The organism is Vibrio iocasae (assembly GCF_042245395.1).
GTDB classification, from domain to species: Bacteria; Pseudomonadota; Gammaproteobacteria; order Enterobacterales; family Vibrionaceae; genus Vibrio; species Vibrio iocasae.
In genome coordinates, this window is sequence record NZ_CP145310.1 from 1,384,146 (window position 1) to 1,402,711 (window position 18,566).

The 18,566-nt window shown below is 43.5% G+C and carries 17 protein-coding genes; 4 read left to right on the plus strand and 13 right to left on the minus strand.

The genetic code is table 11. The annotated features are described in order from the left end of the window. Positions 1–37: 37 nt before the first annotated feature. Both SNR28_RS06220 and SNR28_RS06225 read left to right on the plus strand, forming a co-directional pair. The gene (locus tag SNR28_RS06220; protein WP_375748345.1) at positions 38–1,597 is read left to right on the plus strand and encodes an AbgT family transporter; all 1,560 of its coding nucleotides are present in this window, start codon (positions 38–40) and stop codon (positions 1,595–1,597) included. A gap of 131 nt (positions 1,598–1,728) precedes the next feature. Next, positions 1,729–3,408, plus strand: coding sequence for a pseudouridine synthase (locus SNR28_RS06225; protein ID WP_375748346.1), 1,680 nt, complete (start codon positions 1,729–1,731; stop codon positions 3,406–3,408). Positions 3,409–3,422: 14 nt separating this feature from the next. Here the strand turns inward: SNR28_RS06225 and SNR28_RS06230 are convergent, their stop codons facing one another. Then, complete coding sequence (locus SNR28_RS06230) at positions 3,423–4,961, minus strand: phospholipase D family protein (RefSeq protein ID WP_375748347.1); 1,539 nt, start codon at positions 4,959–4,961, stop codon at positions 3,423–3,425. A gap of 204 nt (positions 4,962–5,165) precedes the next feature. Between SNR28_RS06230 and SNR28_RS06235 the strand changes: the two genes are divergently transcribed. Next, on the plus strand, positions 5,166–5,357 hold the full coding sequence (locus SNR28_RS06235) for a hypothetical protein (protein ID WP_375748348.1): 192 nt from the start codon (positions 5,166–5,168) through the stop codon (positions 5,355–5,357). Positions 5,358–5,371: 14 nt separating this feature from the next. On the opposite strand, the gene SNR28_RS06240 is transcribed toward SNR28_RS06235, so the two are convergent. Then, the gene (locus SNR28_RS06240) at positions 5,372–7,000 is read right to left on the minus strand and encodes a SulP family inorganic anion transporter (RefSeq protein WP_375748349.1); all 1,629 of its coding nucleotides are present in this window, start codon (positions 6,998–7,000) and stop codon (positions 5,372–5,374) included. A gap of 282 nt (positions 7,001–7,282) precedes the next feature. Between SNR28_RS06240 and SNR28_RS06245 the strand changes: the two genes are divergently transcribed. After that, positions 7,283–7,450 (plus strand): hypothetical protein, encoded by a 168-nt coding sequence (locus SNR28_RS06245; RefSeq protein WP_375748350.1) that lies wholly within the window; start codon positions 7,283–7,285, stop codon positions 7,448–7,450. Between the two features lie 19 nt (positions 7,451–7,469). Here SNR28_RS06245 and SNR28_RS06250 read toward each other — a convergent pair whose 3' ends face one another. The 11 genes from SNR28_RS06250 to SNR28_RS06300 all read right to left on the minus strand — a co-directional run bounded on the left by SNR28_RS06250 (position 7,470) and on the right by SNR28_RS06300 (position 18,551). After that, on the minus strand, positions 7,470–8,480 hold the full coding sequence (locus tag SNR28_RS06250) for a substrate-binding domain-containing protein (protein WP_375748351.1): 1,011 nt from the start codon (positions 8,478–8,480) through the stop codon (positions 7,470–7,472). A 43-nt stretch (positions 8,481–8,523) separates the two neighbouring features. After that, complete coding sequence (gene rbsK / locus SNR28_RS06255) at positions 8,524–9,444, minus strand: ribokinase (RefSeq protein ID WP_375748352.1); 921 nt, start codon at positions 9,442–9,444, stop codon at positions 8,524–8,526. A 107-nt stretch (positions 9,445–9,551) separates the two neighbouring features. Continuing rightward, positions 9,552–10,430: a ribose ABC transporter substrate-binding protein RbsB gene (rbsB, locus tag SNR28_RS06260; protein ID WP_375748353.1), complete on the minus strand. Its 879-nt coding sequence runs from the start codon at positions 10,428–10,430 to the stop codon at positions 9,552–9,554. Between the two features lie 106 nt (positions 10,431–10,536). After that, positions 10,537–11,523, minus strand: a complete 987-nt coding sequence (gene rbsC, locus SNR28_RS06265) for a ribose ABC transporter permease (protein WP_375748354.1) — start codon at positions 11,521–11,523, stop codon at positions 10,537–10,539. Further along, complete coding sequence (gene rbsA / locus SNR28_RS06270; protein WP_375748355.1) at positions 11,520–13,025, minus strand: ribose ABC transporter ATP-binding protein RbsA; 1,506 nt, start codon at positions 13,023–13,025, stop codon at positions 11,520–11,522. The genes rbsC and rbsA overlap by 4 nt, the downstream gene beginning before the upstream one ends. A gap of 33 nt (positions 13,026–13,058) precedes the next feature. Beyond that, positions 13,059–13,478 (minus strand): D-ribose pyranase, encoded by a 420-nt coding sequence (gene rbsD / locus SNR28_RS06275; RefSeq protein ID WP_375748356.1) that lies wholly within the window; start codon positions 13,476–13,478, stop codon positions 13,059–13,061. A gap of 204 nt (positions 13,479–13,682) precedes the next feature. Beyond that, the gene (locus SNR28_RS06280) at positions 13,683–14,588 is read right to left on the minus strand and encodes a diguanylate cyclase (protein ID WP_375748357.1); all 906 of its coding nucleotides are present in this window, start codon (positions 14,586–14,588) and stop codon (positions 13,683–13,685) included. A 141-nt stretch (positions 14,589–14,729) separates the two neighbouring features. Then, complete coding sequence (locus tag SNR28_RS06285; protein ID WP_375748358.1) at positions 14,730–16,049, minus strand: diguanylate cyclase; 1,320 nt, start codon at positions 16,047–16,049, stop codon at positions 14,730–14,732. Between the two features lie 135 nt (positions 16,050–16,184). After that, on the minus strand, positions 16,185–16,460 hold the full coding sequence (locus SNR28_RS06290; RefSeq protein ID WP_375748359.1) for a hypothetical protein: 276 nt from the start codon (positions 16,458–16,460) through the stop codon (positions 16,185–16,187). 115 nt (positions 16,461–16,575) lie between these two features. After that, positions 16,576–17,865: a sensor histidine kinase gene (locus SNR28_RS06295; protein WP_375748360.1), complete on the minus strand. Its 1,290-nt coding sequence runs from the start codon at positions 17,863–17,865 to the stop codon at positions 16,576–16,578. Beyond that, positions 17,862–18,551, minus strand: a complete 690-nt coding sequence (locus SNR28_RS06300; RefSeq protein ID WP_375748361.1) for a response regulator transcription factor — start codon at positions 18,549–18,551, stop codon at positions 17,862–17,864. The genes SNR28_RS06295 and SNR28_RS06300 overlap by 4 nt, the downstream gene beginning before the upstream one ends. Positions 18,552–18,566 lie beyond the last annotated feature (15 nt).

An 18,566-nucleotide genomic window follows, 5' to 3' on the forward strand; every position in this document is an offset into this window, starting at 1 on the left:
GTGAATACTCATAACGCAAGATGTATCAGAGCTAAACATGACAGAACAAATACTTAATAATGGAAGGCCAGAAAAACCGTCGGGAATGGATCGATTTCTAAACGCGATAGAAAAAGCCGGTAACAAAATCCCGGATCCCGCAATCCTATTCTTTTATGCACTTCTAATTGTTTGGGGCGCATCCGCTTTACTTTCTAACGTTTCATTCGACTTGATCAACCCTCGAACCGGTGAAGCGCTTGAAGTGACCAACCTTCTCACTGGTGAGGCCCTTGCATCTTTCCTAGCGAACATGGTGACAACATTTACCAGTTTCGCTCCATTAGGTATCGTACTCGTCGCGATGCTGGGTGTTGGTGTGGCTGATTCATCAGGCTTTATCACCACTGGCCTGAAAAAGATGCTTAACTTCACACCCCAGAAGCTTTTAACTCCAATGTTAATTCTGGTAGCTATTGTTTCGCACACAGCAGCAGATGCGGGTTACGTACTGGTTATCCCTCTTGGTGGTATTATCTTCCACGCTGCGGGTCGTCATCCCCTAGCAGGTATTGCCGCAGCTTTCGCTGGTGTGTCAGGTGGTTTCTCAGCAAACTTTATTCCATCGGGCATCGATCCACTTCTTGCTGGCTTTACTCAGACAGCCGCACAGGTTCTTGATACTGAGTACGTCGTGAACCCACTGGCAAATATCTTCTTTACTGGTATTTCGTCTGTGATCATCGTAGCGATTGGTTGGTGGGTAACTGAAAAAGTAATTGAACCTCGCCTATCAGCAACCCCTGTTGATGAAGACGCAGAACAAGCACCAGATCTGGCTAACTTTACAGAAACTGAATCAAAAGCGTTTAAGTGGGCTGGCTACTCTATGCTTGCCGGTATCGCTCTGCTTGTGTTCGCAATCATGCCAGAGAACTCGGCCCTTCGTTCACCAGAAGGCGAAATCACAGCCTTTACGGCGCCTCTGATGAAATCTATTGTTCCGTTGATTTTCATCTTGTTTGTGATTCCGGGTATCGTATACGGACGCGTGGCTGGTACGTTCAAATCGAGCAACGATGTTATTAAAGCGATGTCAGAAACCATGGCAACCATGGGCGCTTACATCGTTATGTCCTTCTTCTGTGCTCAGTTCCTTGCTGCATTTAGCCAGTCAAACATCGGTACTATGTTGGCGTTATACGGTGCTGAAGGCCTTAAAGCGATGAACCTGCCTGGCCAGGCAACGGTTGTAGGTATGATTCTGCTTACAGCTTTTGTTAACCTTCTGGTAGGTTCAGCGTCAGCTAAGTGGGCATTAATCGGTCCTATTCTGGTTCCGATGCTAATGGCAGTTGGCATCTCGCCTGAGCTATCTCAAGCCGCTTACCGTGTAGGTGATTCGGTATCGAACATCATCTCACCTCTAATGGTATTCTTCCCGCTGGTTGTGGTTTACTGCCAACGCTACGTTAAGTCTACCGGCATTGGTACGCTTGCATCTCTGATGATGCCTTACTCTATCGCTATGCTTATTGGATGGACTATCTTCCTGCTTGCGTACTGGGCACTAGGTATTCCACTAGGCATTCAGGCTCCATATACTTACAGTATGTAAGTTATATCAAGCAATATGTTTTGAAGCAGCCAAACGGCTGCTTCTTTGTTTTGCCCATTTGCTGAAATCGTCTTTAAAAGCAGGTAGAATTCGCGCCAGAACCTTTTCAATCCATACCTTCAATACTCGCCATGACATCCAGTTCTTGCTTTACACCCTTTAAACACTCTATCGAACACATTCCGTTACCAGAGAGGTTTACGTTTCCATTTTTCTATCAACCTCATCCGTTGTGCGAGTTGGCTGCGTCTGAGCTGCAACAACACCTTCAGACCCAGCAAGATTGGCAACACAACTTTGGTATAGAAGGAGACACGGAAGATGCTATCGGAAAAATGTTCGGTGTTCTGATCGTCAAAGATCAGCAAGGGGAAATTGGCTATCTTTCAGCCTTCTCGGGAAAGATGGCGGACCAGAACCTTCTGCCAGGATTTGTCCCCCCGGTGTTTGACATGTTATCGGAAGACAGTTTTTTCTTACCCGAGCAGAAAGAAATCAATGCCATTAACCATCAAATAGAAGAGTTGGAGAATAACGAGTCGATATTAAATGCGGTTGAAGTTCTCTCGCGAACCCAAAAAGAGGCAGAACAGTCCATTGCCGAACATCGCAAAGCGATGACAGTAAATCGCAAGAAACGTAAAGCCCTTCGTAACACACCGGATCCTGAGATATCAAAAGAAGCCCATTCAGAGTTGATACAAAAACTAAATCAACAAAGTGTGATAGAGAAACTGCAACTCAGAGATCTGAAGCTCCATTGGGAACAGGAAACCGAAAAAGCACAAACCACACTTGAGGAACAGGTTCAGCCTCTAAATGCCCTAAAAGAAGAGCGTAAAGTTCGCTCGAACAAACTACAGAAAAGACTGTTTGAGAACTACCGTTTTCTCAATAAAGCAGGTCAAGAAAAAGATCTTATCGATATTTTCAAAGACACAACCGCTGTTGTACCACCAGCTGGTGCTGGTGAATGCGCCGCACCAAAGTTACTGCAATACGCTTTTAGCCATAACTTAACACCAGTGGCGATGGCGGAGTTCTGGTGGGGTATTTCACCCAAATCAGAAATACGACGCCACAAAAACTACTATCCGTCTTGCAAGGGAAAATGCGAACCTATTCTTGGGCATATGCTCGAAGGAATAGACATGGATGAGAATCCTCTTCTTAAAAATCCTGCAGAAGGCAAAGAGTTGGAAATCGTCTATCAGGATGAACATATGGTTGTGGTAAACAAACCTGCGGACTTCCTCTCCGTTCCGGGCAAAAACATTGAAGATTCTGTCTATTCAAGAATCAAAAAGATGTACCCCGAAGCCACAGGCACACTGGTTATTCATCGTTTAGACATGTCGACTTCTGGTCTGATAGTACTGGCTCTAAGTGCTCGCGCTCAAAAACAGCTTCACAAGCAGTTTATTACTCGTCAGGCAGAGAAGCGTTATGTGGCACTGATTGAAGGTGTACCTGAATGTGACAGCGGCGAAATTAGTCTTCCAATGCGTGGGGATCCAGATGACAGGCCTAGACAACTAGTATGCTTCCAACATGGTAAACCCGCAGAAACTCGCTGGAAAAAAGTGGAAGTGAAAGATGGCCGCTGTAAACTCTACCTTTACCCCAAAACAGGCCGAACCCACCAACTCCGCGTGCATTGCGCTCATCAGGATGGACTCAATATGCCTATTGTCGGGGACGACCTATATGGGCAGAATGACCACCGACTGTTTCTACATGCAGAGTCGTTGACGCTAGAGCACCCGATTACCAAAGCGCTGATGACTTTTAAGGCAACCGAGCCCTTCTAGTTAAGTCGATTGATCTAGAGTATGTTCTTCGGAACTATGCGCCTAATCTTCACCTTGATGCGCTTATATAAGCTAACTTCCTTATCTGGATTAAAGCTTTCGGAAATGAGCCAGGCATTTTCTGGTTCCATTTCCAGCAACATAGAACTCTTCACATCCTGGGCAATACTCTCCGAGTAAATAACCGTGAAGCTCTCAGTGTTCAGATTCGCACTACGAGGGTCAAAGTTATAGGTGCCAACGACCGTAATGTTGTCGTCAATGGTCATTGTTTTCGCGTGAAGACCAAATATTGGTGTATTAGGGAGGCGCTTGTACATATGCTCGGTCATGACGCGTTGTCTGATCTTGGCATCCGGCCTAAACTCATATATCTCAACACCGGTCTTCAAAAGGTCTTTACGATTCCTTTGGTAGCCACTAAACGCTTCCAGGTTGTCATTTGAAGCCAGACTATTGGTCAGAATTTTGATTTCAACGCCACGATCCACAAGCGATTTGAGGAACCTGCGATCGGCCTTTGTGGTAATCAGGTAAGGCGTTTGTATCACAATACTTTTCTGAGCTTCACTGGCCAGTTCTGCGAGCTTTCTTTGTGTAACACTGCCGCCACCCAAAAAGGACGTTTGATCATTTTTTCCAGGCTCGTCAGAAATGTATTCGACTCTGTCGAGAAACTGGAACTTCTCCTCCTCCATCAGAGATTGAAAGGTTTGTGGGACTTTGGTTATTTCATCTCTGATTTCTGGATGAAAGTTGTCTGGGTTACAAGCGTATGCGTGCAATCGTGAAAAGTCAGGGTTCTCTGAATAAGGATTATCACTAACTAGGTTTTCTACCGAAATACTCTCGCTATACTGCCAGTACTGCTCAAACGACTCAGACACACTGTCGACCACTTCACCTACCAGAAAAACGTCTCTGTCTCTGAAATTATAGGTATGGTCAAAACCAAAATACTCATCAGCAATGTTTCGGCCTCCAGTTATGGCAACCTTATTGTCTGCGAGAAAAACCTTGTTGTGCATTCTCTGGTTCAGCGAGTGAAAATCCGTGGTGAGAGTCACCAGTTTATCGACAATATTTTTCCCTATATTGGCATTGGGATTATAAATTTTAATCTCAATGTTCTCGTGGGCAGTCAACATCAGTAGCTCATCGCCACGAGCTTCTAGCATAATGTCATCGACTAAAACCCGAACCTTTACTCCTCTTTCCGCGGCTTTTACCAGATAGTCGGTCGCAATCAAGCCAACATTATCTACAGAAAAAATAAAATACTGAATATCAATGGTTTTCTCTGCGCGCTCTGTCAACCAAGCCCGAGACATCATAGCCTCAGCCCCTTGCTCCAAAACGTAAACACCAGATTGGTCGTCGAGTTTATGTTGATACGGCTCAATAAAATCAGACAGAGGTGCAGGCTTTACGAACTCGATATCATCGCAGTAGTCTTTGTCTGAAACAGGGACGCTATCCGGTGCCGTACCACACCCCAGCAGCAACAATGAAAGGGAATACAAGGCAGTTCGAATGGTTTTAATTACTCTCATCTCGTATGATCTACAGAAATATTAATGACGCAATTAATACAACATACTCAATACGCTAATTTTTGTCACTCTCTGGGCGATAGAACGTTGAACTGAATATATGAACTGTTCTCAGCAAAAAGGCATTTCAAGGTATATTATTTAATGATAACTGTATTATAATTTAATTATCATACGACGTTACACTACGAGATAATATTTATCATGGAAACCAAAAGTGCTCGCCTGACCGTTCTTATTGATCCTCGCAAAAAACAAGCTTTAGAGCAGCTATGCGCTTCACAGGATATTACCCCTTCTCAGGTTGTTCGCCAGTTGATCCGGGATTATCTGGACAAGCATGACATAGACTATGGTCAAAACGAGCCGGTAAAGAATCCTCAAGTTAAAAGCTAAATGAACATTACTTCTTACAGGTTTACTGCACTGCTTAGTTTGGTAAACCTGTTTTCCAATCCAACCAGTTCAAGCACGCCAGCTTTATAAAGTTTCTTGGACACTCTGGCATTACACCCAGAAACTCGCACAGAGATTCCTTTATTCTGAAGGTCTTGGATTACGCCTTCCAGAGATTGAATACCTGTGATATCGATAAACGGTACTCTTTCCATATCAATAACCACCGTTTTAGGTTCTGTATGGGTTGTTTCTAATACCTGTTCAAACTTCTCTACCGCAGCAAAGAAAAATGGTCCATCTATCGCGAAAATAACCAGATCGTCAGAAAGACTATCCATACCATCATAACTTAGCTCTCTGGCAATGCTCTTGTCCTTACCACTTTTGATCTCAACACTGGATGCCATCCTTCTCAGGAAATGCAACATAGCTAGCACGACACCAATGTTTACAGCGATGACCAGATCAGCGAACACCGTTAGTAAAAATGTAATCAATAGTATGACTACGTCTGCCACTGGCGCTTGCCGAACAATACGCACAAAATGTTTCGCTTCACTCATGTTCCATGCAACAACAAACAGTATCGCTGCTAATGAGGCCAGGGGAACGTGAACTGCCAATGGTGCTAAGAAGAGCAAAATTAAAATCAGAGTAACAGAATGGACAACACCGGAAAGTGGGCTATTCCCTCCATTACGTATGTTAGTTGCCGTTCGGGCTATCGCCCCAGTGGCCGCGAAACCACCAAATAAAGGTGTAACAATATTAGCCAGACCTTGACCAATCAGTTCCTGATTAGAGTTATGACGTGTTCCGGCCATTCCATCCGCCACCACAGCAGATAATAGTGATTCGATAGCACCTAGCATGGCGATAGTAAATGCCGGACCAATCAGTTCTATGATATCTGCACTTTTTATTTCCGGAACAGAAAACTCTGGAAGTCCACGAGGAATACCACCAAAGGCAGTACCTATTGTTCTTACACTTTCAAAGGAAAAGTGGAACTGGATAAGAGTTCCCGCTACCAATGCTACTAGTGGCCCAGGAACTTTCTTTATACCCGGAATACGTGAGCTGAATATAACCAGTAAAATAGAAAAAAGAGCTAGGAGTGTTGTAGTTAAGTCAAACTGCGGTAACACCTCAAACAGACGTATAACTTTCTCATGAAAGTGCTCTCCTGTTACCGAAGGCAGGCCAAAGAAGTCTCGCCATTGCCCAAACCAGATGGTCACACCGATCCCTGAAGTGAATCCAATGATCACTGGTGCCGGAATATATTTGATTACCGCGCCCATTTTAGCCAGACCCAGAGCAACAAGAATAATCCCCGCCATTAACGTCGCTATCTGCAAGCCGGTAATGCCATATTTCGCAGTAATCCCAGACAGGACAACGATAAACGCACCAGTAGGGCCCGCAATTTGCAGGCGGCTACCACCAAACAAAGAAACAATCACACCAGCAATTATTGAAGTATAAATACCTTGTTCTGGTTTAGCGCCAGAGGCTATTGCAAACGCCATGGCGAGAGGTAACGCCACCACCCCGACAATCACGCCTGATACAAGATTGTTTAACCAATTTTTTTTGTTAAATAGGCCAGCCTGACTGGCTTCAGATAAAGCGATCACGAGAAACACCTAAGCACATGTAATTACAATGGCATTATAATACTATTATAATCCAACGCTACAGAAAATAAGAGTATTTACTCTAATGGAGTATGATTATGACCATATATAACTGTTATTTAAGGAATAAGCCTGATAAACGATTGAGTATACGATTGGCAATTAGGAAGACGATAGGATTAGAAACGAGACGAATGGAATTGAAAGGTTTACCCCATCAAATGTGCTTTTTTATTGCCCACTAGCTACTGATAACATGTAGGAAATACCAAGGAGGTGTATATGAATAAATCACCATGGCCATTTATGTTGCTTATCGGAGTATTGGTTCTATCCCCAATCGTTGTTACTCAGATCCTTACTAGTTTCACTTATTTTTACAGTAGCCTATTCATACCAGACGCATCTTCGACCTCTAACGTTTCAGACTCGTTACTAAGCCTAGGGTAGAAACAGGCTCGTCAACTAGTTAAAGGCTTTTCACACTATCGCGAACAACTAAGGTTGGTTCTAGTTGTACTACATCCGGATCAGCGACCTTGTTTTCGATCCGCTGCAATAAAGTATCAACTGCAGCTTTACCAAGGCGATATTTAGGCTGATGGATTGTAGTGAGAGGAGGGACCATAAAATTAGAAATGTAGACATCATCGTAGCCAATAATAGAGATGTCATCAGGAACAGAAAGCCCATGTTTGTTTGCTGCGTTAATGATGCCCATCGCCATCATGTCATTACAGGCAAATATCGCGGTTGGCAAACCATCTTTGCCATTCTGCTCAATAAGTTGATTGAATGAGTCAACACCGCCATCACATTCAAAGTTGGCTTCAATTACCCAGTTGTCTTTGACTTCAAGCCCCGACTCTTTCATTGCCTGACAAAATCCAGCAAAGCGGATTTGCGCCTGGTGACGCTGTAACGGCCCCGTGATACAGCCAATTTCCTTGTGACCACTATCGATTAAGTATTTCGCTGCCAAATACCCACCAAGCTGAGAGTTGTCGATGATTTTGTCGCTTGGGAAATGGGTCTCTCCCCAGTCCATCACTACAGTCGGAATATCTGGATATCGGTCAAACACATCCAGGTACTGGCCTTCCAGTGTCGAACAGAGTAACAGAAGCCCATCAACTCTTTTCTCAAGTAGAGTGTTGATAGAAGACTTCATTCTCTCTTCATCTCCTTCGGTATTACATAGAATAAGGTTGTAGTTTTGCTGATAGCAGCGTCGTTCAACGCCTTTTACAACCTCACCAAAGAAGGGGTTTGTCGAAGTAGTTACAATCAATCCGATGGTTCGGGTTCGGTTCATCTTGAGGCTTCGAGCCAGTGCTGAAGGCGCATAGTTCAATTCTTTAGCTGCCTTCTGAACCTTCTCTGAAATCTCTTCGCTGACAAATCTACTCTGGTTAATGACATGACTTACCGTTGAGGTTGACACCCCAGCCAGCTTTGCAATATCTTTCATTGTTGCCATGTCATTATCCTGTGCTAGTTACTTCGAATGTACTCAGTATACCTTATTGATTTTTAAGAAAACTCTCAACCTCGTCACGATTTGGAATCGATGTTTGTGCACCAAATCTTGTCACTGAGATTGCAGCAGCACCATGGGCAAAAACAATGGCCTCTTCCAGTGGCTTACCGTCCAGTAAACCTGTTACCAATGCACCATTGAAGGTATCACCAGCGGCCGTGGTATCTGTTGCTTCTACTTTAAATCCAGGAATGATACTGCCCTTTCCTTTCTCCTGACTTAGCCAGACGCCTTTAGACCCAAGGGTGATCATAACCGTCGCAATACCTTTCGCGTGAAGTACGTCAGCAGCTAGTTGTGCTGATTTATCGTCAAATACGGTTACGCCAGTCAGTACTTCCGCTTCGGTTTCGTTCGGGGTAATTATATCAACGTGTTTTAGCAGTTCATCGCTTAACTCTCTTGCCGGAGCAGGGTTCAACACCACCTGAGTTCCCGATTTTTTTGCTTCTGCGGCGGCAAGCTCAACACCATTCATTGGTGTCTCAAGCTGCATCAGCAAGTATTCTGCGTCCTTAACTGAATCCAGATAAGGTGTAATTCTTTCAGCGGTTAACTTACCGTTCGCTTCGGCAGAGATACAGATACTATTTTCACCTGTATCTGATACCTGAATCATCGCGATGCCGGTAGGCGTGTTTTCTTCAATCAGTACCGCTTCTGTATTCATTCCTTCATTAGCAAAACTGTCTCGAATTCCGATACCGAAGGCGTCATCGCCTACGCTGGCAATAAACCCGATATCAGCACCTAATCGAACGGCTGCAACTGCCTGATTCGCTCCTTTACCACCTGGGATAACCTGATAACCATTACCATGTAGTGTTTCGCCCGGACGAGGGAAAGAAGGAACTTTTAGGACATGGTCAGCGTTAACACTGCCAAGAACGATTAGCTTGCTCATGAGAATAACCTACCAAATGAAGAATTTTATAAAGATATGATTTCTGAATTTTGCTTCCCTCCCTATAGGGGAAGGGAGAGAAGCAAATAGAGTTTCTTAGGTATTAATTACTTAAGAACCAGTTTTAGAGGAACAGGGATGTATGCTTCAACCTGCTCGCCTTTCAGGATCTTGTCAGCAGTTTCAATACCAAGTGCACCAATTAGCTCAGGCTGCTGTGCAACTGTTGCTGCCATGTCACCACGCTTAACTGCTGCAACACCGTCGTCAGTACCGTCGAAGCCAACGATCATTACATCTTTACCAGATGCCTGAACTGCGCGAAGTGCACCAAGTGCCATTTCATCGTTCTGAGCAAATACAGCTTGTACGTTAGGGTTAGCTGCAAGCAGGTTTTCCATAACGTTCAGACCTTTAGTACGGTCGAAGTCAGCTGGCTGGCTAGCCATTAGTTCCATGTTAGAACCTTTCACTGCGTTCATGAAGCCTTCACCACGCTCACGTGCAGCAGAAGTACCAGCAATACCTTCTAACTGGATAACTTTCGCGTCTTTACCTGCAACTTCAGCAATGAAGTTACCAGCAAGCTCACCACCAACTACGTTGTCAGAAGCGATGTGAGAAACAACTTCACCACGAGTCGCACCACGGTCAAGAGTTAGCACAGGGATCTTAGTGCGGTTAACCATACGAATTGCGTTTGAAACTGCATCAGAATCCGTTGGGTTGATAAGAATAGCTTTAACGCCACGTACTGTTAAATCTTCAACGTTAGAAAGCTCTTTACTTGGATCGTTCTGAGAATCAAGCACGATAAGCTTATAGCCAAGCTCTTTTGCTTTTTTCTCAGCACCGTCTTTCATTGATACGAAGAACGGGTTGTTCAGTGTTGATACCACGACCGCCAATGTGTCTTGCGCGTACGCTGTTGCACTCATCGATGCGGTTAGAACAGCAGCGGAGATAAAAGTAGCAATCTTTTTCATTGTTGTAGTCCTTTGTTTCTGATGTTTCAGTTTCTGATTTATTTATGGTTTAGCATTTGGCCAGCTTACACCAGCCTGTTCGTTATTGTATAACTAATTGTTTCACTTACTTGTTTTTATTATCCACAAGCACTGCCAGAAGAATAACCACTGCTTTCGCAATCATCTGGTAGTACGAAGATACATCTAATAAATTTAGTGCGTTGTTCAGGAAGCCAATGATCAATGCACCAATCAGGGTTCCCATGATTCGGCCACGTCCACCAGCCAGGCTGGTACCACCTAAAACTACTGCGGCAATGGCATCTAGCTCATAAGCCATACCGGCTGTTGGCTGTGCTGAAGACAGTCGAGAAGTCACGATAATGCCGGCCAATGCAGACAACGCACCACAAATGGAGTAAACACCGATCTTCACTCGATCAACGTTGATACCTGACAGGCGAGTCGCAGATTCGTTACCACCCAGAGCATACACATAGCGGCCAAAGCGAGTATGGTTCAGTACATACCATGCTGCTGCGAAGACGATAACCATAATCCATACCGGAACTGGAATACCTAGCGTATAACCGGTACCAAACCATGCAAAAGCATCTGCGGTATCGGTAAAGCCAGTAGAGATTGGTCGACCGTCAGTGAACACCATGGTTACACCGCGCAGAAGCGTCATCGTAACCAGAGTCGCAATAAATGCCTGGACTTTACCTTTGGATATGATGATGCCGCTAATAGCCCCGAGTATCGCACCCGCTAGTAGGGAGACCGGTACAGCAATAATTACCGGAACTTCCATCGCTATCATCGCCGCGGCGAATGCACCACACAGAGCCAGAACAGAGCCGACACTCAGGTCGATACCTGCGGTTAAAATAACCAGTGTCATACCCACGGCAATAATCGCGTTAACAGAGGTTTGGCGAAGAATGTTTAGAATATTGTCGACAGTAAAGAAGTTTGGATTCAAGAACGACACGACTGCAATCAAAAACAGAAGTGCAATCAGTGATTTTTGTTCTATAAGCCACTCTTTGCTAAATAATTTTTTATCATGCATTGGCTGTGTGTTACCTATATTTGTTTTCGTGTTCATGCCGCTTCCTCACTTACTTTCTTACCTACTGCACACGCCATGAGTTTTTCCTGATCTGCATCGCTGGCATCAAATTCACCACTAATACGACCTTCATGCATCACAAGAATGCGGTCACTCATACCCAGAACTTCGGGCATTTCAGAAGAGACAAGAATGATGCTCATGCCTTCTGATTTAAACTGGTTGATTAGTTGATAGATCTCTTTCTTTGCACCAACATCTACACCTCGGGTTGGTTCATCCAGAATCAACACCTTAGGTCTTGTCATTAGTCCTTTAGCGATAGCCACTTTTTGTTGGTTACCACCAGAAAGGTTACCGATAATTTGGTTTCGGGAAGGCGTCTTGATGTTGAACAGACCAATAAAGTCTTCAACAGCGTTTGATTCTTCACCACCTTCAATATGAATGCCTTTGGTAAAGTGTGCTAGCGCGCTCAGCGACATGTTCTCCTTTACTGACAAGCTTAGGACAAGCCCGTCACCTTTACGGTCTTCAGAAATGTAAGCAATACCGCTTGCCAAACCTTCCTGAGGAGATCGAGGTGCGATAGTTTTACCATCAATGATCACTTCACCCGATGTTCTTTCAAGTGCACCGTATATCACTTTCATCAACTCGGTTCTTCCCGCTCCCATTAAGCCGGAGAAACCTAGAATCTCACCGTGATTGAGCGTAAAGTTAATATCTTCTACACCAGAACCTGATAACCCTTTCACTGTCAGACAGTTGGTTTCATGGGCAACTTCAACTCGCGGATACTGCTCATCCAGTCGGCGACCTACCATCATTTCGATAAGAGCATCTTCGTCTGTTTCGACAACGGGTTTTTGACCGATAAATTTACCATCTCGCAGAACGGTAATATCGTCACAAATTTCAAAAATCTCTTTTAGACGGTGAGAGATGTAAACAATGCCACAACCCTGTTCTCTTAGCTCATTGATCACTTTAAACAAAGACGCAGTTTCCGTATCGGTTAGTGCATCTGTTGGTTCATCCATAATGATGACCTTAGATTCAAAAGAGAGTGCTTTTGCAATCTCAACCATCTGCTGTTCACCAAGACTCAACTCGCCCAGCAACTGTCTGGAGCTATGTTTTACATTCAGTCTTGCAAGCAGTGCATCCGCTTCGCGATACATCTCTGGCCACATGATGCGACCAAACTTAGACGTTTTCTCCCGGCCTAAGAAGATATTCTCAGCAATCGTTAATTCAGGTATCAGGTTGAGTTCCTGATGGATAATACTAATACCGGCTTCCTGAGAATGTTTCGGTCCATCAAACTTTGCGTCCGTTCCCTGGTAACGAATAGAACCTGCATCCAGCGAGTAGATTCCAGTGAGCACTTTCATCAAAGTAGACTTACCAGCACCGTTTTCACCTAGCAAAGCCATTACTCTGCCCGGGTATACATTCAGACAAGCGTTATCCAGAGCTTTTACCCCTGGAAATGCCTTATCTATACCGCTGAGTTCTAATATTGGTTGGGTCATTACCGTTCCTCAATACTCTTTACCCTAATGGGCTTAAAACGTTACGCCAGTCTGGAAAATCACATTCGCATAAGGCGTGCATTCACCAGTGCGAACAACTGCTCGGCTTTCAAATGTTCTGACTTTAAACTCTTCATGAGACACATAAGAAATCTTGGTCTCGCGTCCTGTCGATTCAGCGTCTTTACGGATAACTTCTAACAACTCATCATGAAGCTCAGGGCTTACCTGCTTGGTTTCTTCAGCAATCACAACACCTTCAATCTGAGATTCCTTCAGTATGGTTTCTACTGTCTGGATAAAGCCAGGCACACCATGAGTAAGCGCCAAATCAATACGCTCGACATCCTCAGGGATTGGCAGGCCCGCATCAGCAATAGTAATTTCATCAGTATGGCCCAGTGTGCCTACCAGATATGAGATGTCAGAGTTGAGTAGCGCTGATTTTTTCATAATTATTAACCCGAATAGTTTTGCTCTGATTCTTTGTGTCTCGTTTTGCGAACAACACATCGAAACGTTTCGATGAGATAACTATAGACACTATTCTGAAAAGATCTTCTGCATAGAAAAAGATGTGTGACGGAGATCTATCGAAACGTTTCGATGACAATAAAAAATCAGAATCTCGTCACTATTGAGAAATCTATTAAAGGGTTAACTCAGAGAAGAGACCGTCACAAATGGAGCACCATTTGCCTTGGATTCATACATGGCTTTATCCGCTTTCTGGATGATAGAAAGCATATTATTACCATCGAATGGGTATGCACCGAGTCCAATACTTGTCCCTACATTAAGGTCTTGGTCAAGATGAGAAATGTTGATGGGTTTATTAATAATCTGCTGAATTTTATAGCCAAAGTTAGCCAACTCACTCTGGTAATATTTAGGATTAGTGATTGAAAACAAGAGTAAAAACTCATCACCGCCAATCCGGAAACTCAAATCACCGGCTCTGAGCTCTCTGCTCAGGCGTGACGCAATTTCTTTTAAAACAATATCTCCAGCTTCATGCCCATATGTATCGTTTACTTCTTTAAATCCATTCAGATCTAAAAATGCTATACCATAACTGGCGGAGCCTGTGTTTTCAAAATAACGTTCGTTGTAGAGACTTTCTAAGTGCCGTTTATTAAACAAGCCTGTAAGTGCGTCGGTGCTTGCTTCGTTAGAAAGGCTATCAATCATATTTTGAATGGTGGAGTAGTCCTGAATAGTTGCAATGCCACAATGCTTACCAAGATATTCAATATTAGCGATTGAAATTCGCGCATTAAAATCAAGGCCGTTTGAATTTACGCAAGGCATTATATTTCGGGACATCATGACTTTCGCGCTGGACTGGCTACCAATAAAGCCTGAAACTTTTTGTCTGTGATTTTTGGCAGGTGCTTTATGCATTAACTGTTCTAGTTTCATCGAACAAAAAGTTTGCTTGTCATACCCAAAGAGCTTAGAGCAGGAGTTATTCACGAAAACAATATTCGATTCTTCGTCAACGATAAGAATAGCGTCTGCTAAAAAATCTAAAAAGCGACCAATTTCAGTATCTTGTTCCATGAACCATATTCCCGTAACTCTTTGTCAGCAATCTAAATTAGGCTAACGCACTGTGGTAGTTAGTAAAACACACTCCTCTATTAAATCAAAAATATTCATTTCTTGATAGGAAAATAATTGAATAATAAAAGCGTATGCTTTCTATCCTATATCGAATAACTCCACTCTGTTCCTGCCTTTGGTTTTCGCCCGATACATCGCAATATCTGCTTTTTGAATCAACTCTTTCCTTACCGTTCCATTTGTCGGATAACTCGAAACACCGACACTCACTGTCAGTTCTACTCGTTGACCTTCAGACAAAATGACTGGTGTTTGTTCTATTGACTGACGCAGATTCTCAGCGGCCTGGAATGCATGATCACTGTCCAGTCCCGGAAGCAAAGCGACAAACTCTTCTCCTCCCCAACGGAAAAGCACATCTTCTTCTCTTAGATGTTCTTGTACCGCAGTAGTAAACTCTCTGAGCACTTTATCTCCCGCGCTGTGACCAAACTGATCATTCACGCCTTTGAAATGATCAAGGTCTAAAAAGAATACTGAAAAAGAAGATCCACTAATTCGAGCAGTTAAGATTTGCTGCTCAAGAACTTCTTTACACACTCTTCGATTGAAGACACCAGTAAGTTCATCTCGCGCAGCCTGATTTTCTAGACGTTCCTGAAGCATCACCTGCTCTGTGACATTTTGTACCATACCCACGGCCACCATTGGGTTTCCATCCGGGTCGATTTCACTCACTTTGCCTCTGTCATGCACCCAAATGAAATGGCCTGCTCGATTTCTTAATCTATATTTTGCTTCGAACCTCTCTAGTTTTCCCTCGATGTGTTCATCCATAATAGCCAGAACTCTGTCCTTATCTTCTGGATGAATGCCATCTGTCCAAAAATCAACGCTCTTTACCATTTCGTGAGGGCCATATCCCCTCATCTGTTTCAACTTCGGGCTCACATAGAGTTCGTTCGACTGAATATTCCATTCCCATATCCCATCGGTCGCTTCATTCAATGCATACCAAAGACTGTACTTGTGTCCAGCGAGCTCTTCGTTCAGAACCTTTCGACTAGTCATATCCCTGGCGACAGACAAAAACAGATGCTTACCTTCCTTATGTAGATTGCTGGTTCTGACCTCTACAGGAAATACTGTTCCATCTTTTCTTTTGTGTCTGCCCAGAAAAACGTATGGCTCTTTAGACTCGGCAATAACGTTGGCGATCTCTCCCCATTGAGACAGATTAATAACATCGGCCTGGAGACTCAGAACGGATTGATTGAGAATTTCTTGTGGCTCATATCCGACAGATTCAAATGCGGCTTTATTGGCGTATAAAATGTTTGAAGATATGGGGTCAATGAGATATATCGCATCCGGCAGGTCGTGCAGCACGCAGCCTTCTACAACATCGTGCGGGGTATTACTCGTACAATCGGCTTTTGTCACTATTGGTATATCCATCGACAACACCATACATTCAGCAAATAGATATAGGGAAAGATTAGCTATTGGCTATTTTTATGACAAGACCATGACAGTAATAGTGACATTTTTATCCAAAAAAACTATGCATTGGTCACTAAACAATGAATACGATTAGAATAATTTCTTAGGTGGGGAGTCATTTACGGAGATATAAATATCTGTAATACCATTCGCCGCTGCGTACTCTTTTGGTGTGTATACACTTTTCTCTTCGGTATTTATAGGGGTTCGGTTTTTATCATTCCAGATGGCCATCGACACCAGTGCATCAATAACAGAACTGACATCCCCTACTCCATAGTACTGGGCTATCTCTTGGTAAGCACTTTGTGATGTAACCGCAAGTTCACCACATATTTCATTTAGCTTGAACTGAAACTCAATCATCAAAAGTAATTATTTATCATTATATATTTATAATTTGTATACTAATAAAAAATAGTTGTTGAGTAAAAAGTTAATTAATGTGCAAAGTCTCAGTTAGAGCAAATAGTTTAGCGAGCTATTTATGAAAGCTTATTGAGACCTCCCTTCCACAAGGTTTCTCTATACTCGTATAGCGCCAGCCATACTTAGAAATCAGTTTTTCAGTTAACTCCAAACCTAGTCCAAAACCAAGATCTTCGGCTGCTTTATTCTCCGATACATCACTATTAATTATGATTAATTGATCACCCAATTGTCGAATTTCCACGTGCCCTTCATTTGTATGCTGAAAAGCATTTCTCAATAGGTTGGTAACAATAATGCGGCTTAATGTTTCAGGGACCAATATTGTCGTCTCGTCCGTAAAATAACTTACTTGAACCGCTTTTTTCTCGACCAAAAAGCTTAGCTCTTCGCTGATTTGCATTGTAAGAGCACCCAGTGAAATCGTGGTTACCGGCAACTCTTTATCTTCCTGTCGGTTTAACCATAGCAATGTTTCGGTCAGATCAGTCATGGTCACACCTGCACGTTCAATGCGCTCCAGAACCTCCAACTGTTTCTCTTTGCTTTTCTCTTTTTCGATTAACTTACGCAAAAGCTCGCTGTTCGTCCGCGTGACAGCAATAGGCGTTCGCAGCTCGTGACTGGCAAAACCTAGAAATCGTTTTTCTCGCTCTGCACTTTTTCTTACGGAGATGAGGCTCGATTTAATTATTCCGGCAAGCGTATCTAGCTCGCGATAGTGAAAGTCTGGCGTTGTCCTTTTCAGGTCCGTCTCATCGATATTTTTGGCCCAGTTTTTTAAACGCTCGACGGGTGTAGAAACCTGCCGCATCAACAGACCCAGAACAACAGAAAGAATTAAAATGGCTAAAAACGCGAATACAAAGACGATCACTATGTGGGGAAACTTGCCGATTTTTATCTGTTCATCTCCACTTGAAAAATAGATCCCGACATATCGCAACTCACCATCCAAAGTCGATTTCATTACAAAGAAGCCTTGCTGCGGAGGTGTCATCGTCAACAAGGATCCTCCTATCATCTCCTTGTAGACCTGATTCTCTTTTAGTTCTGAGGGATTAAACCTTTCTCTCAGAACGATCGGCAAATCCTCCCATCTTGAAGCAATAACCATATTGTCTTTCACTTCCTCAAGAGGCCCCCTGAGCACCTTGGTTTCCGGATGTCCATCAGAAGCAGTGGAATATCTGGCTTCAGACATCATCAGACGCTCCATCGTGACATCCATTCCTGAAAAAAAGTAACTCAGACTTAACCAAGAAAAAGCAAAGATAGTGACCATACCCGTAATCAAGACAACAACAAGAACATGCAATCTCAAACTCCAACGAATCTTCATGCGTCTTCCTTACTTTGAATAGCAAATCCCTGATTCGTAATGGTGTGAACAAGTTTATGTTCAGACTCTCCATCGACCTGTTTACGGAGGTTATACATATGAACTTTAAGGCTATTACTATCGGGCTGCTCATCTCCCCATACCCGTTGCATAAGAGCTTCACGGCTTACGGTTTTTGGGCTCTCACGCATCAGCACTTCAAGTAATTTTAACGCGGTCGGAGAAAGTTTTAGAGGCTTTCCATTTCTGTAGACCGTTTTTTGGTCAAGGTCCAACATAAGGTCACTGACACCTAGCTTCGATACCTGACCACTACGACGACGAGCAAGTACCTGAGCTCTCACAATGAGCTCTTCCATCGCAAATGGCTTGATCAGGTAGTCATCAGCACCTTTAGAGAACCCGGTTAGTTTGTCATCCAGTGTGTCTCGGGCCGTGAGCATAAGAACGGGAATATCTAGACCCTGCTGACGTAATTTTTCACAGACTTCCAGGCCGCTCATTTTCGGCAAATTAAGATCCAGTATCAGAACGTCATACTGGTTTTCTTTAACCAGGTTATACCCCGAAAAGCCGTTTGCAGCATGATCACAACGAATATCTTCCAAATCCAGATAATCAACCACAGCAGTCGCTAGATCGATGTCATCTTCAACTAGCAAAAATGTCAGATTCTCTTTGGCCATTTTTCCCTCTATGCA